The organism is Bacillus sp. FSL R10-2201 (assembly GCF_038008665.1).
Classification (GTDB): domain Bacteria; phylum Bacillota; class Bacilli; order Bacillales; family Bacillaceae_G; genus Bacillus_A; species Bacillus_A mycoides.
Window position 1 is genome coordinate 4181511 of the sequence record NZ_JBBOZP010000001.1, and the last position, 18954, is coordinate 4200464.

20 protein-coding genes and 1 other annotated feature are annotated in these 18954 nt (G+C 37.7%); of the genes, 4 read left to right on the forward strand and 16 right to left on the reverse strand.

Features of this window, described 5'->3' with window-relative positions:
* Positions 1 to 13: 13 nt before the first annotated feature.
* The 7 genes from NSQ69_RS21640 to alaS all read right to left on the reverse strand — a co-directional run bounded on the left by NSQ69_RS21640 (position 14) and on the right by alaS (position 6815).
* Positions 14 to 943, reverse strand: a complete 930-nt coding sequence (locus NSQ69_RS21640) for a peptidase U32 family protein (RefSeq protein ID WP_002129209.1) — start codon at positions 941 to 943, stop codon at positions 14 to 16.
* A 7-nt stretch (positions 944 to 950) separates the two neighbouring features.
* Positions 951 to 1592: an O-methyltransferase gene (locus NSQ69_RS21645; protein WP_002129210.1), complete on the reverse strand. Its 642-nt coding sequence runs from the start codon at positions 1590 to 1592 to the stop codon at positions 951 to 953.
* Positions 1593 to 1807: 215 nt separating this feature from the next.
* Positions 1808 to 2878 (reverse strand): endolytic transglycosylase MltG, encoded by a 1071-nt coding sequence (mltG, locus tag NSQ69_RS21650; protein ID WP_002129212.1) that lies wholly within the window; start codon positions 2876 to 2878, stop codon positions 1808 to 1810.
* Positions 2879 to 3119: 241 nt separating this feature from the next.
* Complete coding sequence (locus NSQ69_RS21655) at positions 3120 to 3398, reverse strand: DUF1292 domain-containing protein (RefSeq protein ID WP_002034112.1); 279 nt, start codon at positions 3396 to 3398, stop codon at positions 3120 to 3122.
* A 12-nt stretch (positions 3399 to 3410) separates the two neighbouring features.
* Positions 3411 to 3824 (reverse strand): Holliday junction resolvase RuvX, encoded by a 414-nt coding sequence (gene ruvX, locus NSQ69_RS21660; RefSeq protein ID WP_001221204.1) that lies wholly within the window; start codon positions 3822 to 3824, stop codon positions 3411 to 3413.
* A gap of 3 nt (positions 3825 to 3827) precedes the next feature.
* On the reverse strand, positions 3828 to 4094 hold the full coding sequence (locus NSQ69_RS21665; RefSeq protein ID WP_000348591.1) for an IreB family regulatory phosphoprotein: 267 nt from the start codon (positions 4092 to 4094) through the stop codon (positions 3828 to 3830).
* 78 nt (positions 4095 to 4172) lie between these two features.
* A complete protein-coding gene (alaS, locus tag NSQ69_RS21670; RefSeq protein WP_002015283.1) occupies positions 4173 to 6815 on the reverse strand; it encodes an alanine--tRNA ligase in 2643 nt (880 codons plus the stop codon).
* 41 nt (positions 6816 to 6856) lie between these two features.
* Positions 6857 to 7075 (reverse strand) — a binding site (T-box leader).
* A 237-nt stretch (positions 7076 to 7312) separates the two neighbouring features.
* On the opposite strand from alaS, the gene NSQ69_RS21675 reads away from it, so the two are divergent.
* Complete coding sequence (locus NSQ69_RS21675) at positions 7313 to 7657, forward strand: PH domain-containing protein (protein ID WP_002129215.1); 345 nt, start codon at positions 7313 to 7315, stop codon at positions 7655 to 7657.
* Between the two features lie 38 nt (positions 7658 to 7695).
* Here NSQ69_RS21675 and NSQ69_RS21680 read toward each other — a convergent pair whose 3' ends face one another.
* Positions 7696 to 8763: an AI-2E family transporter gene (locus NSQ69_RS21680; protein WP_002129216.1), complete on the reverse strand. Its 1068-nt coding sequence runs from the start codon at positions 8761 to 8763 to the stop codon at positions 7696 to 7698.
* Positions 8764 to 8939: 176 nt separating this feature from the next.
* Between NSQ69_RS21680 and NSQ69_RS21685 the strand changes: the two genes are divergently transcribed.
* On the forward strand, positions 8940 to 9152 hold the full coding sequence (locus tag NSQ69_RS21685) for a hypothetical protein (RefSeq protein WP_002015285.1): 213 nt from the start codon (positions 8940 to 8942) through the stop codon (positions 9150 to 9152).
* Between the two features lie 36 nt (positions 9153 to 9188).
* Here the strand turns inward: NSQ69_RS21685 and NSQ69_RS21690 are convergent, their stop codons facing one another.
* The 7 genes from NSQ69_RS21690 to cymR form a co-directional block, all read right to left on the reverse strand.
* Positions 9189 to 9317, reverse strand: a complete 129-nt coding sequence (locus tag NSQ69_RS21690; RefSeq protein WP_002015286.1) for a YrzQ family protein — start codon at positions 9315 to 9317, stop codon at positions 9189 to 9191.
* Between the two features lie 18 nt (positions 9318 to 9335).
* Entirely contained in the window at positions 9336 to 9524 is a 189-nt protein-coding gene (locus NSQ69_RS21695) for a hypothetical protein (protein ID WP_002015288.1), read from the reverse strand.
* Between the two features lie 127 nt (positions 9525 to 9651).
* Positions 9652 to 11988, reverse strand: coding sequence for an SF1B family DNA helicase RecD2 (gene recD2 / locus NSQ69_RS21700; RefSeq protein WP_341099664.1), 2337 nt, complete (start codon positions 11986 to 11988; stop codon positions 9652 to 9654).
* 107 nt (positions 11989 to 12095) lie between these two features.
* Positions 12096 to 12755 carry a tetratricopeptide repeat protein gene (locus NSQ69_RS21705; RefSeq protein WP_002088750.1) on the reverse strand — a complete coding sequence of 220 codons (660 nt, stop codon included), beginning with the start codon at positions 12753 to 12755 and terminating at the stop codon, positions 12096 to 12098.
* Between the two features lie 110 nt (positions 12756 to 12865).
* Entirely contained in the window at positions 12866 to 13981 is a 1116-nt protein-coding gene (gene mnmA / locus NSQ69_RS21710) for a tRNA 2-thiouridine(34) synthase MnmA (protein ID WP_002088752.1), read from the reverse strand.
* A gap of 16 nt (positions 13982 to 13997) precedes the next feature.
* Positions 13998 to 15143, reverse strand: coding sequence for a cysteine desulfurase family protein (locus tag NSQ69_RS21715; RefSeq protein ID WP_002129219.1), 1146 nt, complete (start codon positions 15141 to 15143; stop codon positions 13998 to 14000).
* A 35-nt stretch (positions 15144 to 15178) separates the two neighbouring features.
* Positions 15179 to 15595, reverse strand: a complete 417-nt coding sequence (cymR, locus tag NSQ69_RS21720; RefSeq protein WP_000704117.1) for a cysteine metabolism transcriptional regulator CymR — start codon at positions 15593 to 15595, stop codon at positions 15179 to 15181.
* A gap of 394 nt (positions 15596 to 15989) precedes the next feature.
* Between cymR and NSQ69_RS21725 the strand changes: the two genes are divergently transcribed.
* A complete protein-coding gene (locus NSQ69_RS21725) occupies positions 15990 to 17276 on the forward strand; it encodes a replication-associated recombination protein A (RefSeq protein WP_002167638.1) in 1287 nt (428 codons plus the stop codon).
* Between the two features lie 37 nt (positions 17277 to 17313).
* The gene (locus NSQ69_RS21730; protein WP_002034101.1) at positions 17314 to 17955 is read left to right on the forward strand and encodes an RsfA family transcriptional regulator; all 642 of its coding nucleotides are present in this window, start codon (positions 17314 to 17316) and stop codon (positions 17953 to 17955) included.
* Positions 17956 to 18111: 156 nt separating this feature from the next.
* Here NSQ69_RS21730 and NSQ69_RS21735 read toward each other — a convergent pair whose 3' ends face one another.
* Positions 18112 to 18879, reverse strand: coding sequence for a tRNA threonylcarbamoyladenosine dehydratase (locus NSQ69_RS21735; protein WP_000903181.1), 768 nt, complete (start codon positions 18877 to 18879; stop codon positions 18112 to 18114).
* Positions 18880 to 18954: the final 75 nt, after the last annotated feature.

Here is an 18954-nt window from a genome sequence, read left to right on the forward strand (position 1 = left end):
ACACCCTCCTCGTTTAGTAAACCGTTTCTTTAAAGAAGAATCCTGTATCTAACGGACGATTTACCGGTTGTATTTCTTCTATCTCTTTAAATAAATCATCTTTCACGTCATAATACACATCACGATCTTCTACACATAAATCAATCGCCTTACGATATTTCTTCGTTACCTCAATAATGTACTCAGAACTTTTTAGGACACCATCAATTTTTAAGCTATCGACTTCAGCATCGATTAGTTCCTCTAACTCATCGATGAAACAAATATCATTCGGACTCATAATGTGAGTACCATTTTCATCTTCATAAATTGGATATTTGTTATTACGTTCCGGGTCGTATAAGAACATATTCTCTTCATACTTTTTCTTTTCGATGTCGAGATTACGCCCTTGATACTCAAAGTAGTTTCCTACTAGTGAACGCTTCGATTGGAACATGCAAGTCATACCGTGAATTTGTACTTCAAGTTCCACTTCAGCATTTTCTTTTAATTCAGCAATTTCATCTAAGCTAAGCTCACGAGCTAATACAGCGCGTTTCGCTCCTCTTTGCCCCCAATAGTTACAAGTAAACCAGTTTGTTGCTGTCGTTTCTGTATTCCAGTGAAGTTGCATATTTGGTGCAACTTCACGAACAGCCATTAATACCGCTGGATCTCCGAAAACAATCGCATCTACATTTACCTCATTTAAAAAGGCAACATAGTCCGTTAATTCTTCTACTTTATCATTGTGGAACATCGCATTCATTGCAACGTATACTTTCACACCATTTTCATGCGCAATGTTTACAGCTTGTTTCACATCTTCACGTGAAAACTCTCCTGCCAAACGTAAACCAAACTTTTGTTCACCAACCATTACTGCATCTGCCCCTGCTTTCGCAAGAGGTTCAATATCCGCCACCGCTCTAGGCGTTACTAACAATTCAGGTTTCTTCATACTTTTGTCACCCTCTCTTTTTACTTACAGCCACTCCATCGCCAATTGGGAAAATCGTTGTATCATATCCTTCATGATTCATAAGCCATTCATTGTACGTCTTAATACGACGAATCAAACCACGGGTACGTCTATTTTCAATTTTCTCTTTTGTCGTCACAAGACCATGGTACATAACGTTATCTGAAATAATAACGCCACCAGGATTTAATAACGGTTCGTATAAGTCAAAAAAGCGACGATACTGCCCTTTCGCTGCATCAATAAAAATAACATCAAATGTTCCATGTTCTTTCACTTGTTCGCCCGTTTCTAAAGCATCACCGTAAATAACAGAAATACGGTCTGTTACCGAGGAACATTCTATATATTCAAGTGCCTTTTCATATCGTTCACGATTGCGCTCTACTGTCACAATGCGAGAGTTCGGAATAGCTTGCATCATACGAATACTAGAATAACCGATTGCTGTTCCAAGTTCTAAAATACTTTCCGGTCCAATTAAACGTAAAAATTGCAGCATAAATTCCATTCCAAGTCGATCCATAATCGGCACATGGTTTTCAGTTGCATACTCTTCCATTTCAAGAATTAATTTATCTTTTGGATCAATAAATGATAATAGGTACTCGTTAACTGTATCCTCCATAATTGGTCCTCCTTATTTACATGGAGAAGTGCCTCTATGACGCGTCAACCTTTGTCTTTTCACACATAGAATGCAATAAAAATACAAGCCAGTTTCACCCTTAGCTTGTACGTCCCGTTTTGATATTAAAAACGATTCTTCTGCCAGTTTTTAACCCGATATATTTTACCACAAAAAAGAGGGATATGCGACCCTTTTCGCTATCCCTCCCCATTTCACTGTTTTTTCGTAATGTATTTTTGCTTTAATGCATTATGTTCTTCTAATGTTTTCGCATAATACACTTCACCACTTGGTGCAGCTAAGAAATAATAATAATCTGTTTGCGCAGGATCTAACGCTGCTTCCACTGAATGTTTACCAGAGTTTGCAATCGGTCCAACCGGCAACCCTTTCACAACATACGTATTGTACGGTGAGTTTACTTTCAAGTCTTCGTATAATACACGTTGTTTATGCTTTCCAAGTGCGTATAATACCGTCGGATCCGTTTGAAGCGGCATACCTTTCGCTAAACGATTATAGAAAACACTAGAGATTTTTTGGCGATCAGTAAAGCCAGTAGCCTCTTCTTCAATAAGTGAAGACAACGTGAGAAGTTGATGAACATCCCAGTTCTTCGCTTTCATTTTCGCCTCATTTTGAACAATAATTGCATTTGTTTTCTCAAGCATCGGGATTACAATTTCTTCTAATTTTGTATCCTTTTTATAGAAAGAATACGTTGCTGGATATAAGTATCCTTCTAGTGGATATTTAATGTTACTATCAAAAATTTTATCCGTTAATAGCTTCGGATACTTTTGCTGCATTTTTTGGATAAATGCTTTATCGTTTAATTGACGCACAACCTCATCTTTATTCCACTTTAATTCTGCCGCAATCACTTCAGCAATTTCAGTTACTTGCGCCCCTTCTTTAATCGTCACTTTATAAAGAGCCGGACGATGTACGTTGCCAGATGACATTTGTTCAATGACATCGTTGGCGCTCATCGAAGGATTTAATAAATATGTACCTGCTTGTAAGCTTTTCGACTTAAATTTCGTATAAAAACTAAAAACTGTACTGCTTTTCACAGCACCTTTTTCTTCTAAAATCTCACCGATTTTACTTGTAGATGACCCCTTTGGAATCTCTACCTCAATCTCTTTTTTATTTCCACTATCAACTGGCCCTAATGCAGATGAAATATACGCATAGACTGATCCACAAACTAAAAGCAGTGCGATAATCGAAATTAAAAAAATGCGTCTACGCTTCTTCTTCACTTGATTCTCTACCAAAATTCTTCCTCCTTATTCAATTGTAGACCGTATACACTTCCTCTATACAATGCCCTACAAACATAAAGCAAAACCAATCATTTCTAAATAATCGGTGACAGCTACTTATTTAAAGCCTTTTTTCATACAACCCGTCTTATTATACTATAAACAATTAAGTAGTTTCGACAAAAAATCTGTCATTTTGCATATGAATACAAAAAAGGCGAACTGTGTACACAGTTCGCCTTTTTATCCATTACTATTCTTCTTCTTGCTCATCAGCAAGAGTGTTAAACATTTCTTGTACCATTTCCCACTCTTCTTCAGATTCAATTGAAAGTAATGTTCCACCCTCTTCTTCACTTTGCTCATATGCCATTGCATCGAAGATTTGGTCTCCATCTTCGTCTACTTCACCGATTGGAGAGAAGACTACGTAAGATTTTTTGCCGAATTTTTCAGCATCAAAAGTGAAAATAATTTCACATAAATGTTCGTTTCCTTTTTCGTCTACAATTGTAATTTGATTTTCTTCCATTTTGGTCACCTCTTATTTACTATCTAAAAATCCTTGTAAGATCACGACTGCAGCCATCTTATCGATTACCTGTTTTCGCTTCTTACGGCTCACATCAGCTGAAATGAGCAGACGTTCCGCTGCCATCGTCGACAAACGCTCGTCCCACATTACAACTTCTAATTGTAACAGATTTCGCAGGTTTTCTGCAAATTGCTGGCACGCTTCACCACGAGGGCCGATTGTACCATTCATATTTTTAGGTAAACCTACTACTATTTTGTCCACATTGTACTGTTTTACCAACTCAGAAATACGGTCAAAACCAAAGTGGCCTCGTTCTTCGTTAATCCTGATTGTTTCCAGCCCTTGTGCTGTCCAGCCCATTTCATCGCTCATTGCAACACCGACTGTTTTAGTACCAACATCTAAACCTAATATCCGCATAAACTACTCCTCACGATGATGTTTCAAGTAAGACTTCACAAGCTCTTCAATTATCTCATCACGTTCAAGCTTGCGAACGATGCTTCGTGCATCTTTATGGCGAGGTATGTATGCTGGATCTCCACTTAATAAATAACCGACGATTTGGTTAATCGGATTATAACCTTTTTCTTGAAGTGCATCATACACAGTTAAAAGTACATCATTTACATGGACACTCTGTTTTTCATCTTGAATGCTAAACTTCATTGTCTTATCAAAACCGTCCATTTCAAGCACCTCACTTGTAAGTAGTAAGTATAGGGAGAAGAACTTCTCCTCTCCCTACCATTGTACACTACTATCTCTTTATTTTGAAACAGATTTAACGTACTCTTGTACAAACGCTAAAGCTTCCTCTACTTGCGCTGGGTTTTTACCGCCTGCTTGTGCCATATCAGGACGGCCACCACCGCCGCCTCCACAACGAGAAGCTACTTCTTTCACAAGTTTACCCGCATGGTAACCTTGACTAATTAAATCTTTCGTTACGCCAGCTAAAATGTTTACCTTATCGTCATTTACAGACGCTAATACAACAACTGCAGACTCTAATTTATTTTTAAGGTCATCCATCATTGTACGTAAGTTGTTCATATCTGCAACATTTACTTTCGCCGCTAATACGTTCACGCCATCAACTGTCATTACTGAATCAGTTAAGTTTCCAGCTTCGATATTGCTTAATTTCGCAGCAAGAGATTCGTTTTCTTTTTGAAGTTGTTTTACTTCAGTAAATAAACCATCAACTCTTGTTAAAATATCTTTTGGATTTGTTTTCATTTTTCCTGCTGCTTCTTTTAATAAACCTACTTGATCGTTCATTAATTCGTATGCAGACTTACCAGTTACCGCCTCAATACGACGAGTTCCTGCACCGATACCAGACTCAGCAACGATTTTGAAAATACCGATAGAAGCTGTGTTATCAACGTGACAACCACCGCAAAGCTCTAAGCTGTAATCGCCTACTTGCACAACGCGTACAACATCACCGTATTTTTCACCGAATAATGCCATTGCGCCCATTTCTTTCGCTTCTTCGATTGCTTTTTGAGAAATCGCAACATCAATACTTTCCCAAATTTTTTCGTTTACGATACGCTCAATTTTTTCTAATTCATCAGCTTGTACTTGACCGAAGTGAGAGAAGTCAAAACGTAAACGTTCAGATGTTACAAGAGAACCAGCTTGGTTAACATGCGTTCCAAGTATATCTTTTAATGCTTGGTGCAGTAAGTGAGTTGCTGTATGGTTTTTCACAACGCTACTACGGTTTTTCGTATCGATAAGAGCTTTTACAGCCGCTTCTTTCGTTAATGTACCTTCTTCCACAACTACTTTGTGTAAGTTTTGACCATTTGGTGCTTTTTGTACGTCTTTTACAACAACTTTCACACCGTCAGCAAGAAGGTAACCACGGTCTGCAATTTGCCCACCGCTCTCAGCGTAGAATGGCGTTACATCAAGCATTAATTGTCCTTCTTCACCTGCTTGTAAGCTATCTGTATACTCACCATTTTTCACAAGGGCAACAACGTTACTTTCTGTTGCAACTGTACCGTAACCAACGAATTCGCTCGCTACTTTAACTTCACCAAGTACACCGCCTTGAACTTGCATAGAATCAACGTCTTGACGAGCAGCACGTGCACGCTCACGTTGTTTCTCCATTTCATTTTCAAAGCCCGCTTGATCAACTGTCATACCAGCTTCTTCTGCATATTCTTCTGTTAATTCAATTGGGAAACCGTACGTGTCGTATAGGCGGAACGCATCTACGCCAGAAATAACAGTTGTTTTTTCTTCTTTCGCTTTTGCAATTACTTCAGCTAAAATTGATTCACCATCATGAAGTGTTTCATGGAAACGCTCTTCTTCATTCTTCACAACTTTTGCGATGAAATCTTTCTTTTCAAGTACTTCTGGATAGAAGTCTTTCATTACTTCTCCAACAACCGGTACTAATTCAAACATGAACGGACGGTTGATGTTTAATTTCTTAGAATAACGAACAGCACGGCGTAATAAACGACGTAATACATAACCACGGCCTTCGTTAGATGGAAGAGCACCGTCACCAACAGCGAATGTTACTGTACGGATATGGTCAGCAATTACTTTAAACGCCATATCTTTTTCTAAATCGCCATTACGATATTTCTCACCAGAAATTGATTCTGTTGCACCAATCATCGGCATGAATAGGTCTGTATCAAAGTTCGTAGGTACATCTTGAACGATAGATGTCATACGCTCTAGCCCCATTCCTGTATCGATGTTTTTCTTAGGAAGTGGCGTATATGAACCGTCTGGATTATGGTTAAATTGAGAGAATACAAGGTTCCATACTTCTAAGTAACGCTCGTTTTCTCCGCCCGGATATAATTCTGGGTCACTAAAGTCATTACCGTAAGATTCACCGCGGTCATAGAAAATTTCTGTATTCGGTCCACTTGGTCCTTCACCGATATCCCAGAAGTTTTCTTCTAAACGGATGATGCGTTCTTTTGGAACACCCATTTTCTCATTCCAAATTGTGAATGCTTCTTCATCTTCCGGATGAATTGTAACAGATAGTAATTCTTTATCGAATCCGATCCATTTGTCGCTCGTTAGAAATTCCCAAGCCCAAGTAATTGCTTCTTCTTTGAAGTAATCACCGATTGAGAAGTTCCCTAACATTTCAAAGAATGTATGGTGACGAGCCGTTTTCCCAACGTTTTCAATATCGTTTGTACGAATTGATTTTTGTGCATTTGTAATACGTGGATTTTGTGGGATTACACGACCATCAAAATATTTCTTTAATGTCGCTACACCACTATTAATCCATAACAGAGATGGATCTTCATGAGGAACTAGTGATGCACTTGGTTCTACTGCATGTCCTTTTTCTTGGAAAAAGTCTAAAAACATTTGACGAATTTGTGCGCCTGTTAGTTGTTTCATTGTATTTTCCTCCTTAAATATAAAAAACTCCCGCCCCTAATAAAAGGGACGAGAGTTAACTCGCGATACCACCCTAATTATGAATTGATTATTATAACAATCAATTCATCACCTCATGGTGCCGTAACGTGGCAAGACGGCAGTGATTAGCTGCTCTCAGGATTAGCTTTCTGTTACCCTTCATTTAAAGCTCCTTTCAGCCAGTGGAAGCTTCTCTCTACAAATGGACTGTAACGTACTTGTTCCGTCATTGATTTAATGTATTATATGACTAAATATAATAGAATTCTCTTAAGTTTGTCAATGTAGATAATCATTTATATTGTATCAATTGCTTATTAATCATAGTTATTCTACTATTCATTCTTAACAGCCTTTAAATATATTATGCATTTATTACCAAATAGGAATCTCCTCTCAAAAAATACTTTATGCAAATTTCTAAATATTACATTATTTGTTATAATTAAATTATTAACAATAAAGGAGCGATTACAATGACAACCTTATTGAATCAAGCTAAAGAAATGTTAACAACTGATGAAAAAATCCTTTTTTATGCAGCATGCTCATTAAATATATTTATATATCGTTCCGTCGCAAGACCAGGACTGTTAATTTTAACGAACAAACGGCTCTTCTTTTATGGACCAGATGTAAGTAAGAACCCAATATTTGAAGAGTACTCTTTTGCAAACATTTCTAATCTAAAAGAGCAAAAGCGTCTTTTCAGCAATCAAATTATATTTATGTACGATAATGAATGGAAAAAAATAAAACATATTCAAACAAATGATATAAGCTCTCTCGTTCAACAAATACACGAGCAACTCTCTAAATAATGATAGCCCTCTACTTTTATAAGTAGAGGGCTATCATATTACACATCTTCTTTTTTCCAAAGAGGCCTCACATGAACGACCACTGTCCGAATGACCGCTAAAATAGGAACCGATATTAGTAATCCTACAATCCCCGCAACTTCTCCCCCTACTAGTAATGCAAACATAATAATCACAGGATGCATACGAAGCGACTTACCAACGATGTAAGGCGATAAAATGTTACTTTCCAAAAATTGCAAAATAGCAATCGTAATTCCCGCCTTAATGAGTAAACTCGTTGATACCGTTGCTGCAATCATCAACGTCGGAATCGCCCCTAAAATAGGACCAAAGTACGGGATTATATCCGTTACCCCAATAATAATACCGAGTAATAACGGATATTTCATACCGATAAACCAAAAAGAAAGAACAGATACTCCTCCTAATACTAAGCAAACAAATAACTGTCCTCGAATATAACTTCCGAGTGACTTATCAATTTCTTTCGCAAGCATTTGACCCGTACTACGCCACTTACTCGGAACTAGTTTCCAAAAAATATGATAAAACTCACCGTAATCTTTTAATATGTAAAATACAATGAACGGAATTAAGAAAATAATGAGCAATGAATCCAGTACACCACGAGCTGTGCTCATGACTTTATTTAAAAGCGCTTGAATCTTCGTTTCTACACCACCAAAAATTTGTTTCACCTTTTCATGAATAAATGATGGGAAATTCGCTGTTTGTTCTGTAACTCCATCCATCCAAGAATCGTACATTTTTGTAAACTGCGGAAATTGTTCATTAATTTCTTGTAACTGTTTAATAACAACTGGCGTTCCTTTATAAATTCCATAGCCAATTCCGCCAAAGAAAAGAATATAAATGAGCAAAATAGCAAGTGTGCGTGGCATTCCTTCCTTATGGATTTTTTCAATTAAAGGGTGTAATAAATAAGCAATAAAACAAGCAATAAAGAACGGTGTGATCGCCACTTTAAATACAAAAATAATCGGTGCCCATAGTGGCTTGATTTTTAAAAAGACGAGCAAACAAAGAAAAACGAGTAACAATAATCCTAAACGATATATCCAAATGATTTTAAGATTCTTCACACGAAAAACCTCCTCCACCTTTATTTTGAAAATAAATAGGTTAGGTTATGTGCAAAAGTTTTAAAATCTTTTTATACAGACCATACTGTTTTTTAAAGACGTACATATATTTAACATAATAAGGACAACCACCCCTGAAAATACAAAATGTCAAAATATAATCAGGAGGGCTCATAATGATCTTATTTATGCTTGCATTATCCGCACTTTTTATGCTTCTTGAATGGATTTGTATCGGGTTTGGTATTTGGAAAGGCTTCTTTATTCGTTCCTCGCGAAAGGAAAGAGCTAAGCACTTATGGCATTATGGAATGCTTGGCGTTGGATGCTACGGTTTATCTTATCTCTTCTCTGAAATCGGACTTTTATATTTGCATACAAGCGCATAAAAAAACTCCCTTATCATGAAGGGAGTTTTTTACGCCTTATAAATAAGACTTAATCATCTTACGTGCTTTTTTCACATTGCGTTTTGAGAATACATCTTGTTTGCGAGCATATTGATATGCTGCAGCTCCAACACCTAATGCGATTAATGAATTGCGTAGATTCAAAGTAAATCCCCCTTTTCGTTATCCGATCGTTCTTTCATTATCATCAAATAAATCATCAAGAGAGCTTAATGAACCATCTTCCTCTACTTGATGTGTATGGATTTTCCCCTTTGAAACCGATAATTCGATATAACAATTCCAGCAATAAAATTGGTTGACACCTATTTTTCCGATGTCTTTCCCTTTGCAATTTGGACAACTGAACATATGGCTTTCATCTCCTTACAGTCTCCCAGATTCTATTCGCCATTATGTCCAAACTGCATTCATTTATACATTGCTAGAGCCTTTCAACGTTATACGTTTGAAAGTTTCACTATATAATTTCACCTTGTTACATGAAATCATACGGTGAAATGTTTTCCACGTCCATTTCTTCACCATTAACCGTCACCATCTGCACTTCTCCTTGTGATTCTTGCAATCGGCCAGCTAAAGTCGTTTGACGCATTGCATCATCAAGGCGATTTACACCGGATTGAAACGCTGCTTCCTCTCCGCAAATAATAAGGAATTTCTTACTCCTTGTAATACCCGTGTAAATTAAATTACGCCGTAACATACGGTAGTAGCTCTTTACAATCGGCATAATAACTATTGGGAATTCACTACCTTGCGATTTATGAATCGAGCAGCAATAGGCATGCGTAATTTGATTTAAATCCGGCTTTGTATATGTTACTTCAATTCCATCAAAGGAAACGATAATCATATCTTGTTGCTCGACATTTTCTTTCGCATAAAATACTGAAACAATTTCTCCAATATCACCATTAAACACTTGGCTTTCCGGCTGATTGACTAATTGAAGTACTTTATCACCTCTGCGGTATACAACGTCACCGTAGGCAATTTCTTTACTCTTTTCTTTTTTCGGATTAAACACTTCTTGAAGAGCTTCATTTAACACATTAATACCTGCTGGTCCGCGATACATTGGTGCCAATACTTGTACATCTCTTGCACTAAAGCCTTTTGTCTTAGCATTTTCACAAACCTTTTTAACAACCTCAACAATTTGAGCACCTGCACAGCTGATAAATGAACGATCTTTTTTATTTTGTGCTAAATCTGGCGGGAGCTTCCCGTCTTTTATCGCATGGGCAAGCTGAATAACAGACGAACCTTCTGCCTGACGATAAATTTCTGTGAGTTTTACCGTTGGAATGGCACCTGCATTTAATAAATCTTTCAACACTTGTCCAGGTCCTACCGATGGTAATTGGTCTTCATCACCTACAACGATTACTTGGATGTTCGTCGGCAAGGATTTAAACAATTGATTTGCCAGCCAAATATCTACCATCGAAAACTCATCAATAATAAGGAGCTTCCCTTGAACAGGGTCTGTTTCATTGCGCTGGAAAGACCCTTCTGGCGTCCATCCAAGCAGGCGATGAATTGTGCACGCCGGAAGCCCCGTCGATTCACTCATTCGCTTCGCTGCTCTTCCTGTTGGAGCCGTTAATAGTATTGGAAATGGATTGTCATCACTATATTCATTTAGATTTAGTGATAGCCCGTGAAGCGACGCATACATTTCAACAATTCCTTTAATAACTGTAGTTTTCCCCGTTCCTGGTCCACCTGTTAATAACATCATCGGCTTATGAAGTGCAGTTTGAACTGCTTCTTGCTGAAGCGGTGCATACTGTACCTTTAGCTGTTCTTCAATTTCACCTAATGTCTTTAACACTTCTGCTTCAGGAAATGCAGGGGTTTCCTCTTGATTCATAAGCCTGCGAATGGACTTTACAACGCCTTTTTCAGAGTAAAATAACGAAGCTAAATACACACGCTCTTCTTCTATGATGACTTTCCCTTCACTTTGCATCATTTCAACGCAGCCTACAATATCTTCCTCAGTCACTCCGCCTTCTTGATTATTTAAAAGTGACATCGTTTCTCTTACAAGCTGACCTTTTTCCATATACACGTGACCGAGTTGTAATGAAATATTCTCTAACGTATAAAAACACCCTGCACGTACACGGTCGTCGTGATTGCCCGTTATTCCGATTGCACGCCCTATATCATCTGCTCTTCCAAATCCAATTCCGTCCACTTCTTCAATAAGTTTATACGGATTATTACGAATCACTTCTAATGTCATCTCTTTATATTGCTGATAAATTTTAATAGAAAGTTTTGTTCCAAAACCGTAACCATTTAAAAAACTCATCACTTTCTCGAGCCCTTGATGCTCAATAATCGTCTCATATATTTCCTGCGCTTTTTGCTTGTTTACAACACCACTTAACGCATCCGGATCATCCATAATTTTAGAAATCGCATGCTCACCAAGATGGTCCACGATTTTTTCGGCTGTACGCTTTCCAATCCCTTTAAATAAATCGCTCGCTAAATATTGCACCATACCTGCTTTTGTTTGTGGCAATTCTTTTTTAAACGTTTCAACTAAATATTGTTTTCCATACTTTGGGTGGTCTTTAAAATGACCTGTTAATGTAAACACTTCATCTTCATGCATACGGGGAAAATGACCGTTTATCATTACTTTTTTTTCGTCGTATGTTTCATTCGTTTCAATGACTTTCATACTGACAACGGAATAGAGGTTTTCTTCGTTGTGGAAAATGGTATGAAGAACTTGCGCTTTTATAAATTTTTTTTCTTCCTCAAACAAATCCATTGCATGTTGATTTCCCATATTTCCTCTCCTTTCCGAGTTCTTTTCACTTTAATGAGCAGTACATCCCCCACCTCTTTCACAATCTTTAGATGAGGGGTAACTGCGCATTAAACTATAATTTCACTTTATTCAGCTTCTTGCTCTAATAAACGAATACCATTACCAGCTAAAAAGTGGTCTGCTTGAATTTCAGTCGCTTTCTTAAATAAAGTAAGAGCTTTCTCGTTATTCTCCTCGAATACGTACGCAACACCTAAATTATAATACGCATCTGCATGCTCTTCATCCATTTCTAACACCTTTTCAAAATAAGGTTTTGCCTCTTGAATATGTTCTAGTCGTGCGAAGCAAAGTCCGCATTGGAAAACAGCTTCTACATCGCCTTCATCTAATTCCGTCGCTCTTTGTAAAAATGGAAGTGCAAGACGATCATTTCCAAGTTGCACATGTGTGATACCTAACATAAATGTTACGTCAGCTGATTGTAATCCCACTTGCATCGCTTGTTCAAATACAGCCTTCGCCTCTGCAAATTGCTCTTGACCGTAATATACGTTTCCTAAGCCATAATAAGCAGCCGCAGATTTACCATCTAATTCTAATGCACGTTTATAAAATAAAATTGCTCGCTCACTATCACCTAATACATCTAATAAATTCGCAAAGTTAATGTATCCAAGCGCATCTTTCGGGTTTTCTTCGATTGCTTCTGTGAAATTTTCAGCTGCTTCTTCCCAGTTTCCTTCTTGCATATATTTAATACCTGTTTCAAGTTTGTTTGACATATCCTTCACCTCTACAACAAATTATAACAAAGAATGTATTTTCCAAGCGAACAAAAATTCGCTTTATGTAAAAGAAACCTCTAACCGCTAATCGGCAGAGGCTTCTCGTGTTATCCTAAATAATCTAATTTCTTACCACTATGATATACTTCATCAATTGTAGCGCCGCCTAAGCACTCATCTCCATCATAGAAAACAACTGCTTGGCCTGGCGTAATCGCACGAATTGGCTCATCACAAAGAATACGAACTGTATTTTCATCAACGATTTGAACCGTTACTTTATTGTCTGCTTGACGATAACGGAATTTCGCTGTACACGTAAATTCTTTTTCCTTCGCTTTATTACTTACCCAGCCTACATTCGTAGCAATAACTTCATCACCATATAGAAGTTCGTTATGGAATCCTTGATCAACATATAAAATGTTTTCTTTCAAGTTTTTCCCCACAGCAAACCACGGATCACCATTACCACCAATACCAAGGCCATGACGTTGTCCAATTGTATAATACATTAAACCATCATGTTTCCCTTTCACTTCACCAGATAATGTTTGCATCACACCTGGTTGCGCCGGTAAATAGTTACTTAAGAAATCTTTAAAGTTACGCTCACCGATGAAGCAAATACCAGTACTATCTTTCTTCGCCGCTGTCGCTAAACCAGCTTCTGTCGCCATTTCGCGAATTTGTGGTTTCTTTAATTCACCTAATGGGAACATTGTTTTTGATAGTTGCTCTTGGCTTAATTGATTTAAGAAATATGTTTGATCTTTATTGTCATCAACGCCGCGAAGCATTTTATATTCGCCGTCCATATAAGCAACGCGTGCATAATGACCTGTTGCTACATAATCAGCACCAAGTGCAATTGCATGCTCTAAAAATGCTTTAAATTTAATTTCTTTGTTACACATTACATCTGGGTTTGGTGTACGACCAGCTCGGTACTCATCTAAAAAGTACGTGAATACTTTATCCCAGTATTGTTTTTCAAAGTTTACTGCATAATACGGAATGCCGATTTGGTTACATACTTCAATTACATCATTGTAATCTTCTGTTGCTGTGCAGACACCATTTGCATCTGTATCATCCCAGTTTTTCATAAAAATTCCGATTACATCATAACCCTGCTCTTTTAATAAAAGAGCTGCTACAGATGAATCGACGCCACCGGACATCCCGATGACAACGCGTGTTTCTTGAGGTAGTTTGTTCATCATGTCACCTCCCATGCTAATTTTGTGTTAATCGCTTCACGATTTTCACTGTTTCGTACGCCGCTTTTTCAATTTGCTCTTTCGTATTTCCAAGTCCGAAACTAAAGCGTACGGATGAACGTATTTGATCGGAGTCTTTTCCGAACATCGCCACTAATACATGTGATGGATCAATCGAACCAGCTGTACAAGCAGAACCACTTGATACTGCAATACCAGCTAAGTCTAGGTTTACAAGAAACGGTTCAATATTCATTCCTGTAAAACTTATATTAAACACATGTGGTAAGCGATATTCCAAGTCTCCGTTTACCTCGAAATGAATGTCCTCATTTTTGAAGACAGATACCATTATATCTTTAAACTCTTCATATTGGGCATTTTTTTGCTCACGAGTTTTTTCAGCTAGCGAAACTGCATGTTGAAGTCCAACAATACTAGGTACATTTTCAGTACCAGCACGACGTTTTCTTTCTTGCTCTCCGCCTATTAATAACGGTTCAAATTTCACATTTGCACCAGCATATAGGAACCCTACACCTTTTGGGCCGTTAATTTTGTGAGCGGAAATCGATAATAAATCAATACCAAACTCTTTCACATCTATTTCTATTAAACCGTAAGCTTGTACAGCATCTGTGTGGAAATAAGCTTGATGCTCTTTTAACAGCTTACCTATTTCCACAATTGGTTGTATTGTCCCTACTTCATTATTCCCGAACATAATAGATACAAGAATCGTCTCTTCCGTTAGTGCCTTTTGTATGTCAGAAACTTGAACACGCCCTGTTTCATCAACAGGTAAATACGTCACTTCAAATCCTTCACGCTCTAACAATTCACACGTATGCAAAATCGCATGATGTTCAATTTGCGTTGTAATAACGTGGTTACCTTTATGACGATTCGCACGCGCTACACCTATAAGTGCTAAATTATCAGCTTCTGTACCACCGCTCGTGAATATAATTTCATTTGGACTCGCGTGAATGCTACGTGCACACACACGTCTCGCCTCATCTACCGCATGGCGCGTTTGACGCCCATAAAAGTGAATACTAGACGGGTTTCCAAATGTTTCTGTCATATATGGAATCATCTTTTCGACCACTTCTGGGTGAGTCGGAGATGTCGCAGCATGATCTAAGTAAATGCGTTCCATTAAATCTCCTTCTTTCCAAATCGTTTCACAAGGAATTAAATGTAAAACATATAGCCCCCGTGATTTTCTTCCTCATAACGTACTAAATCTTCTAAAGTTGTACTATCTAATACTTCTTGCACTGCATCACGAACACGCATCCATAATTGGCGTTGTGCTGGTTCTTCTTCTTCTATCATTTCTACAACACTAATTGGACCCTCTAGTACACGGATTACATCTCCAGCTGTAATGTTGACTGGCTGATCAGATAATACATATCCGCCATATGCACCACGCGTACTCTTTACAAGACGAGCGTTACGAAGTGGTGAAATTAATTGCTCTAAGTAATGCTCAGATAGGTCATGTGCCTGTGCAATTGATTTTAATGAAATTGGGCCTTCACCAAACTTTTTTGCAAGGTCGATCATAATTGTTAAGCCGTAGCGGCCTTTCGTTGAAATCTTCATCTATTTGCACCTCATTTCAAATTTTCACTTCTATTGGTTATATCTTATTTATCCCGCTATTTGCGGGCAGTAAAACTCCCACCTCAAAATTCGGCTGGAGCAAAGAAGTTAGGTGGGGGATGAACAAAACCCCCACTAATTAAAGTTTCACTTTATAAAAGAACACAATTTAAAATCCTATGAAATTATAGCATAATATAGTATTATAAGAAATTTCAACTTGTGTATCAAAATGATAACATAAAATCACATTGAAAAACTCGGAAATTATTACAATTGAAAGAAAAATAGGAATATTCATATTCATCCCCCCCACAAAACAGCATCCTATTTCAAATTTCATCAAAAAAAATGGTACGATAGAATGAGATTATACATTAAGGGAGAGGGTCAAATGAAACAACCACTCGCACATCGAATGCGCCCTACAAATATTCAAGAAATTATCGGACAACAGCATTTAGTTGGTGAAGGCAAGATTTTATGGCGTATGGTCCAAGCAAATCATTTTCAATCAATGATTTTATACGGTCCTCCAGGCACAGGAAAAACATCAATCGCTAGCGCAATTGCAGGAAGTACTGGAACCCTGTTTCGCCTCTTAAACGCTGTTACTCATAATAAAAAAGATATGGAAGTTGTCGTACAGGAAGCGAAGATGCATCGGCACCTCGTTTTAATTTTGGATGAAGTTCATAGGCTAGATAAAGCGAAGCAAGACTTTCTATTACCCCATTTAGAAAGCGGACTTCTTACTTTAATTGGTGCAACGACAAGCAATCCGTTCCATGCTATTAATTCTGCTATTCGAAGTCGTTGTCAAATCTTCGAATTACACGCATTAACAGAAGATGATATTTTAATTGGCTTAAAACGAGCGCTTGAAGATAAAGAAAAAGGGCTTGGGGAATATGATGTAACTGTTACGGATGAAGCATTACATCACTTTGCAAATGCGTCAGGCGGAGATATGCGCTCAGCTTATAATGCACTTGAACTAGCTGTTTTATCTAGCTTTACAACTGACGACAAAGCCGCGGAAATTACACTTGAAATCGCAGAAGAATGCTTACAGAAAAAGAGTTTCGTTCACGACAAAGGTGGCGATGCTCACTATGACGTTTTATCTGCTTTTCAAAAATCAGTACGCGGAAGTGATGTGAACGCCGCACTTCATTATTTAGCACGTCTTATTGAAGCTGGTGACTTACAAAGCATCGGTAGACGTCTGCTTATTATGGCATATGAAGATATCGGACTTGCTAGCCCACAAGCTGGACAACGTACACTTGCAGCGATTGAATCAGCTGAACGGGTCGGCTTCCCAGAGGCACGCATACCACTTGCAAATGCTGTTATTGAACTTTGTCTATCACCGAAATCAAACTCGGCCTATAAAGCACTCGATGCCGCACTACACGATTTACGTAATGGCCAAACAGGCGATATTCCAAGTCATTTAAAAGATAGTCATTATAAAGGAGCCGAATCGTTAGGAAGAGGCATCGGATACTTATATCCACACGATCACCCAAACGGTTGGGTACAACAACAATACTTACCTGATAAAATTAAAAACAAGCAATATTATAAACCGAAAACGACAGGAAAATTTGAACAAGTACTTTCTACTGTTTATGAAAGATTACAAAGTTCACATAAAACGAAGAATAAAGGGTAATATAAGCGAAAACGTCACCATTACGGAGGGTTCGCTTATGAAAACACGTCAAGATGCATGGACAAAAGAAGACGATCTCCTTTTAGCAGAAACTGTTTTACGACATATTCGCAGCGGAAGTACACAAATAAAAGCATTCGATGAAGTTGGTGATACATTAAACCGAACTTCAGCAGCTTGTGGCTTTAGATGGAATGCTGAAGTAAGACCATATTATGAAGATGCGGTGCAAATCGCAAAAAAACAACGTAAAGAATTAAAGCGTTCGGAAGCTAAAATAGAAAAAGAGCAGTTCACACAAACTCGGCAGCTCGTAATCGATGCCGAGTTTTCAGAAGATATTGTCCCAAATAAACAAGATCTTACAATGCAAAATGTCATCTCATTTTTGCAAAACTTGGAGCACAATAACCCTTCACTCGCAAAGTTACAAACTGAAAATGACGTATTACAAGATCAGCTCACTTCCCTGCAAAAAATGAATAATGAACTTGAAGCAAAATTAGCTGTTCTCACAAAAAAACAACAAGCAATCGAAGAAGATTATGCAATGCTTGTTAGAATTATGGATCGTGCTCGAAAACTTGTTTCGGTCGAAGAACAAGAAGAGCAAATTGCTCCGATTTTCAAAACCGATCAAAATGGAAATTTAGATATTATATATTCTGCAGAAAACTAAAAACAGGGATGCCACTTTTTCAACTAAGTGACATCCCTGTTTATTTTCCCTTAGTGAAAAAGCACCACAGTAAATGAAATTATATTAACGATTCGACATCGACATTTCTTTAAAACATACAAAAAGCATATATCCTAAACGATATATGCTTCCTTTTTATTCTTGCCCTACACGCTTCACTTCTACGTTTTTAATACGCTCACGTACAACGTGACTTGCCATAATTAAACCAGCCACAGATGGTACGAACGCATTTGAAGAAGGTGGTAATTTCGCTTTACGAATTTTTGCATTTTCGTCTGGTACGATTTCTTTACGTACTTCTTCACGAATTACGATTGGGTTTTCGTCAGAGAAGACAACTTTTACACCTTTTTTAATACCATCTTTACGAAGCTTCGTACGAATTACTTTCGCAATTGGATCTGTATGTGTTTTAGAAATGTCCGCAATACGGAAACGAGTTGGGTCCATTTTATTTGCCGCACCCATACATGAGATAATTTTGATTTTACGACGTAAACATTGTTTAATTAAATGAATTTTGAACGTAATCGTATCAGATGCATCTACTACGAAATCTAAACCGTGTTTAAAGAACTCTTCATATGTTTCATCTGTATAAAACATCTCTAGTCCAATTACTTCACACTCTGGATTAATATCTGCAATACGCTCTTTCATTAATTCTACTTTTGAACGTCCTACAGTAGATACTAACGCGTGAATTTGACGGTTTACGTTTGTAATATCTACAACATCTTTGTCAACTAATACAAGACGTCCTACGCCAGAACGTGCTAACGCTTCTGCCGAAAATGATCCTACGCCGCCAATACCTAAAATACCGACTGTACTATTTTTTAATATTTCAAGGCCTTCTTTTCCAAAGGCTAATTCATTACGTGAAAATTGATGTAACATTCAGCTCTACACTCCTATTACAAAAATGGTCTACCATGTATTCTAGCCTTTTTCCGACTATTTGTATAGAAAAAG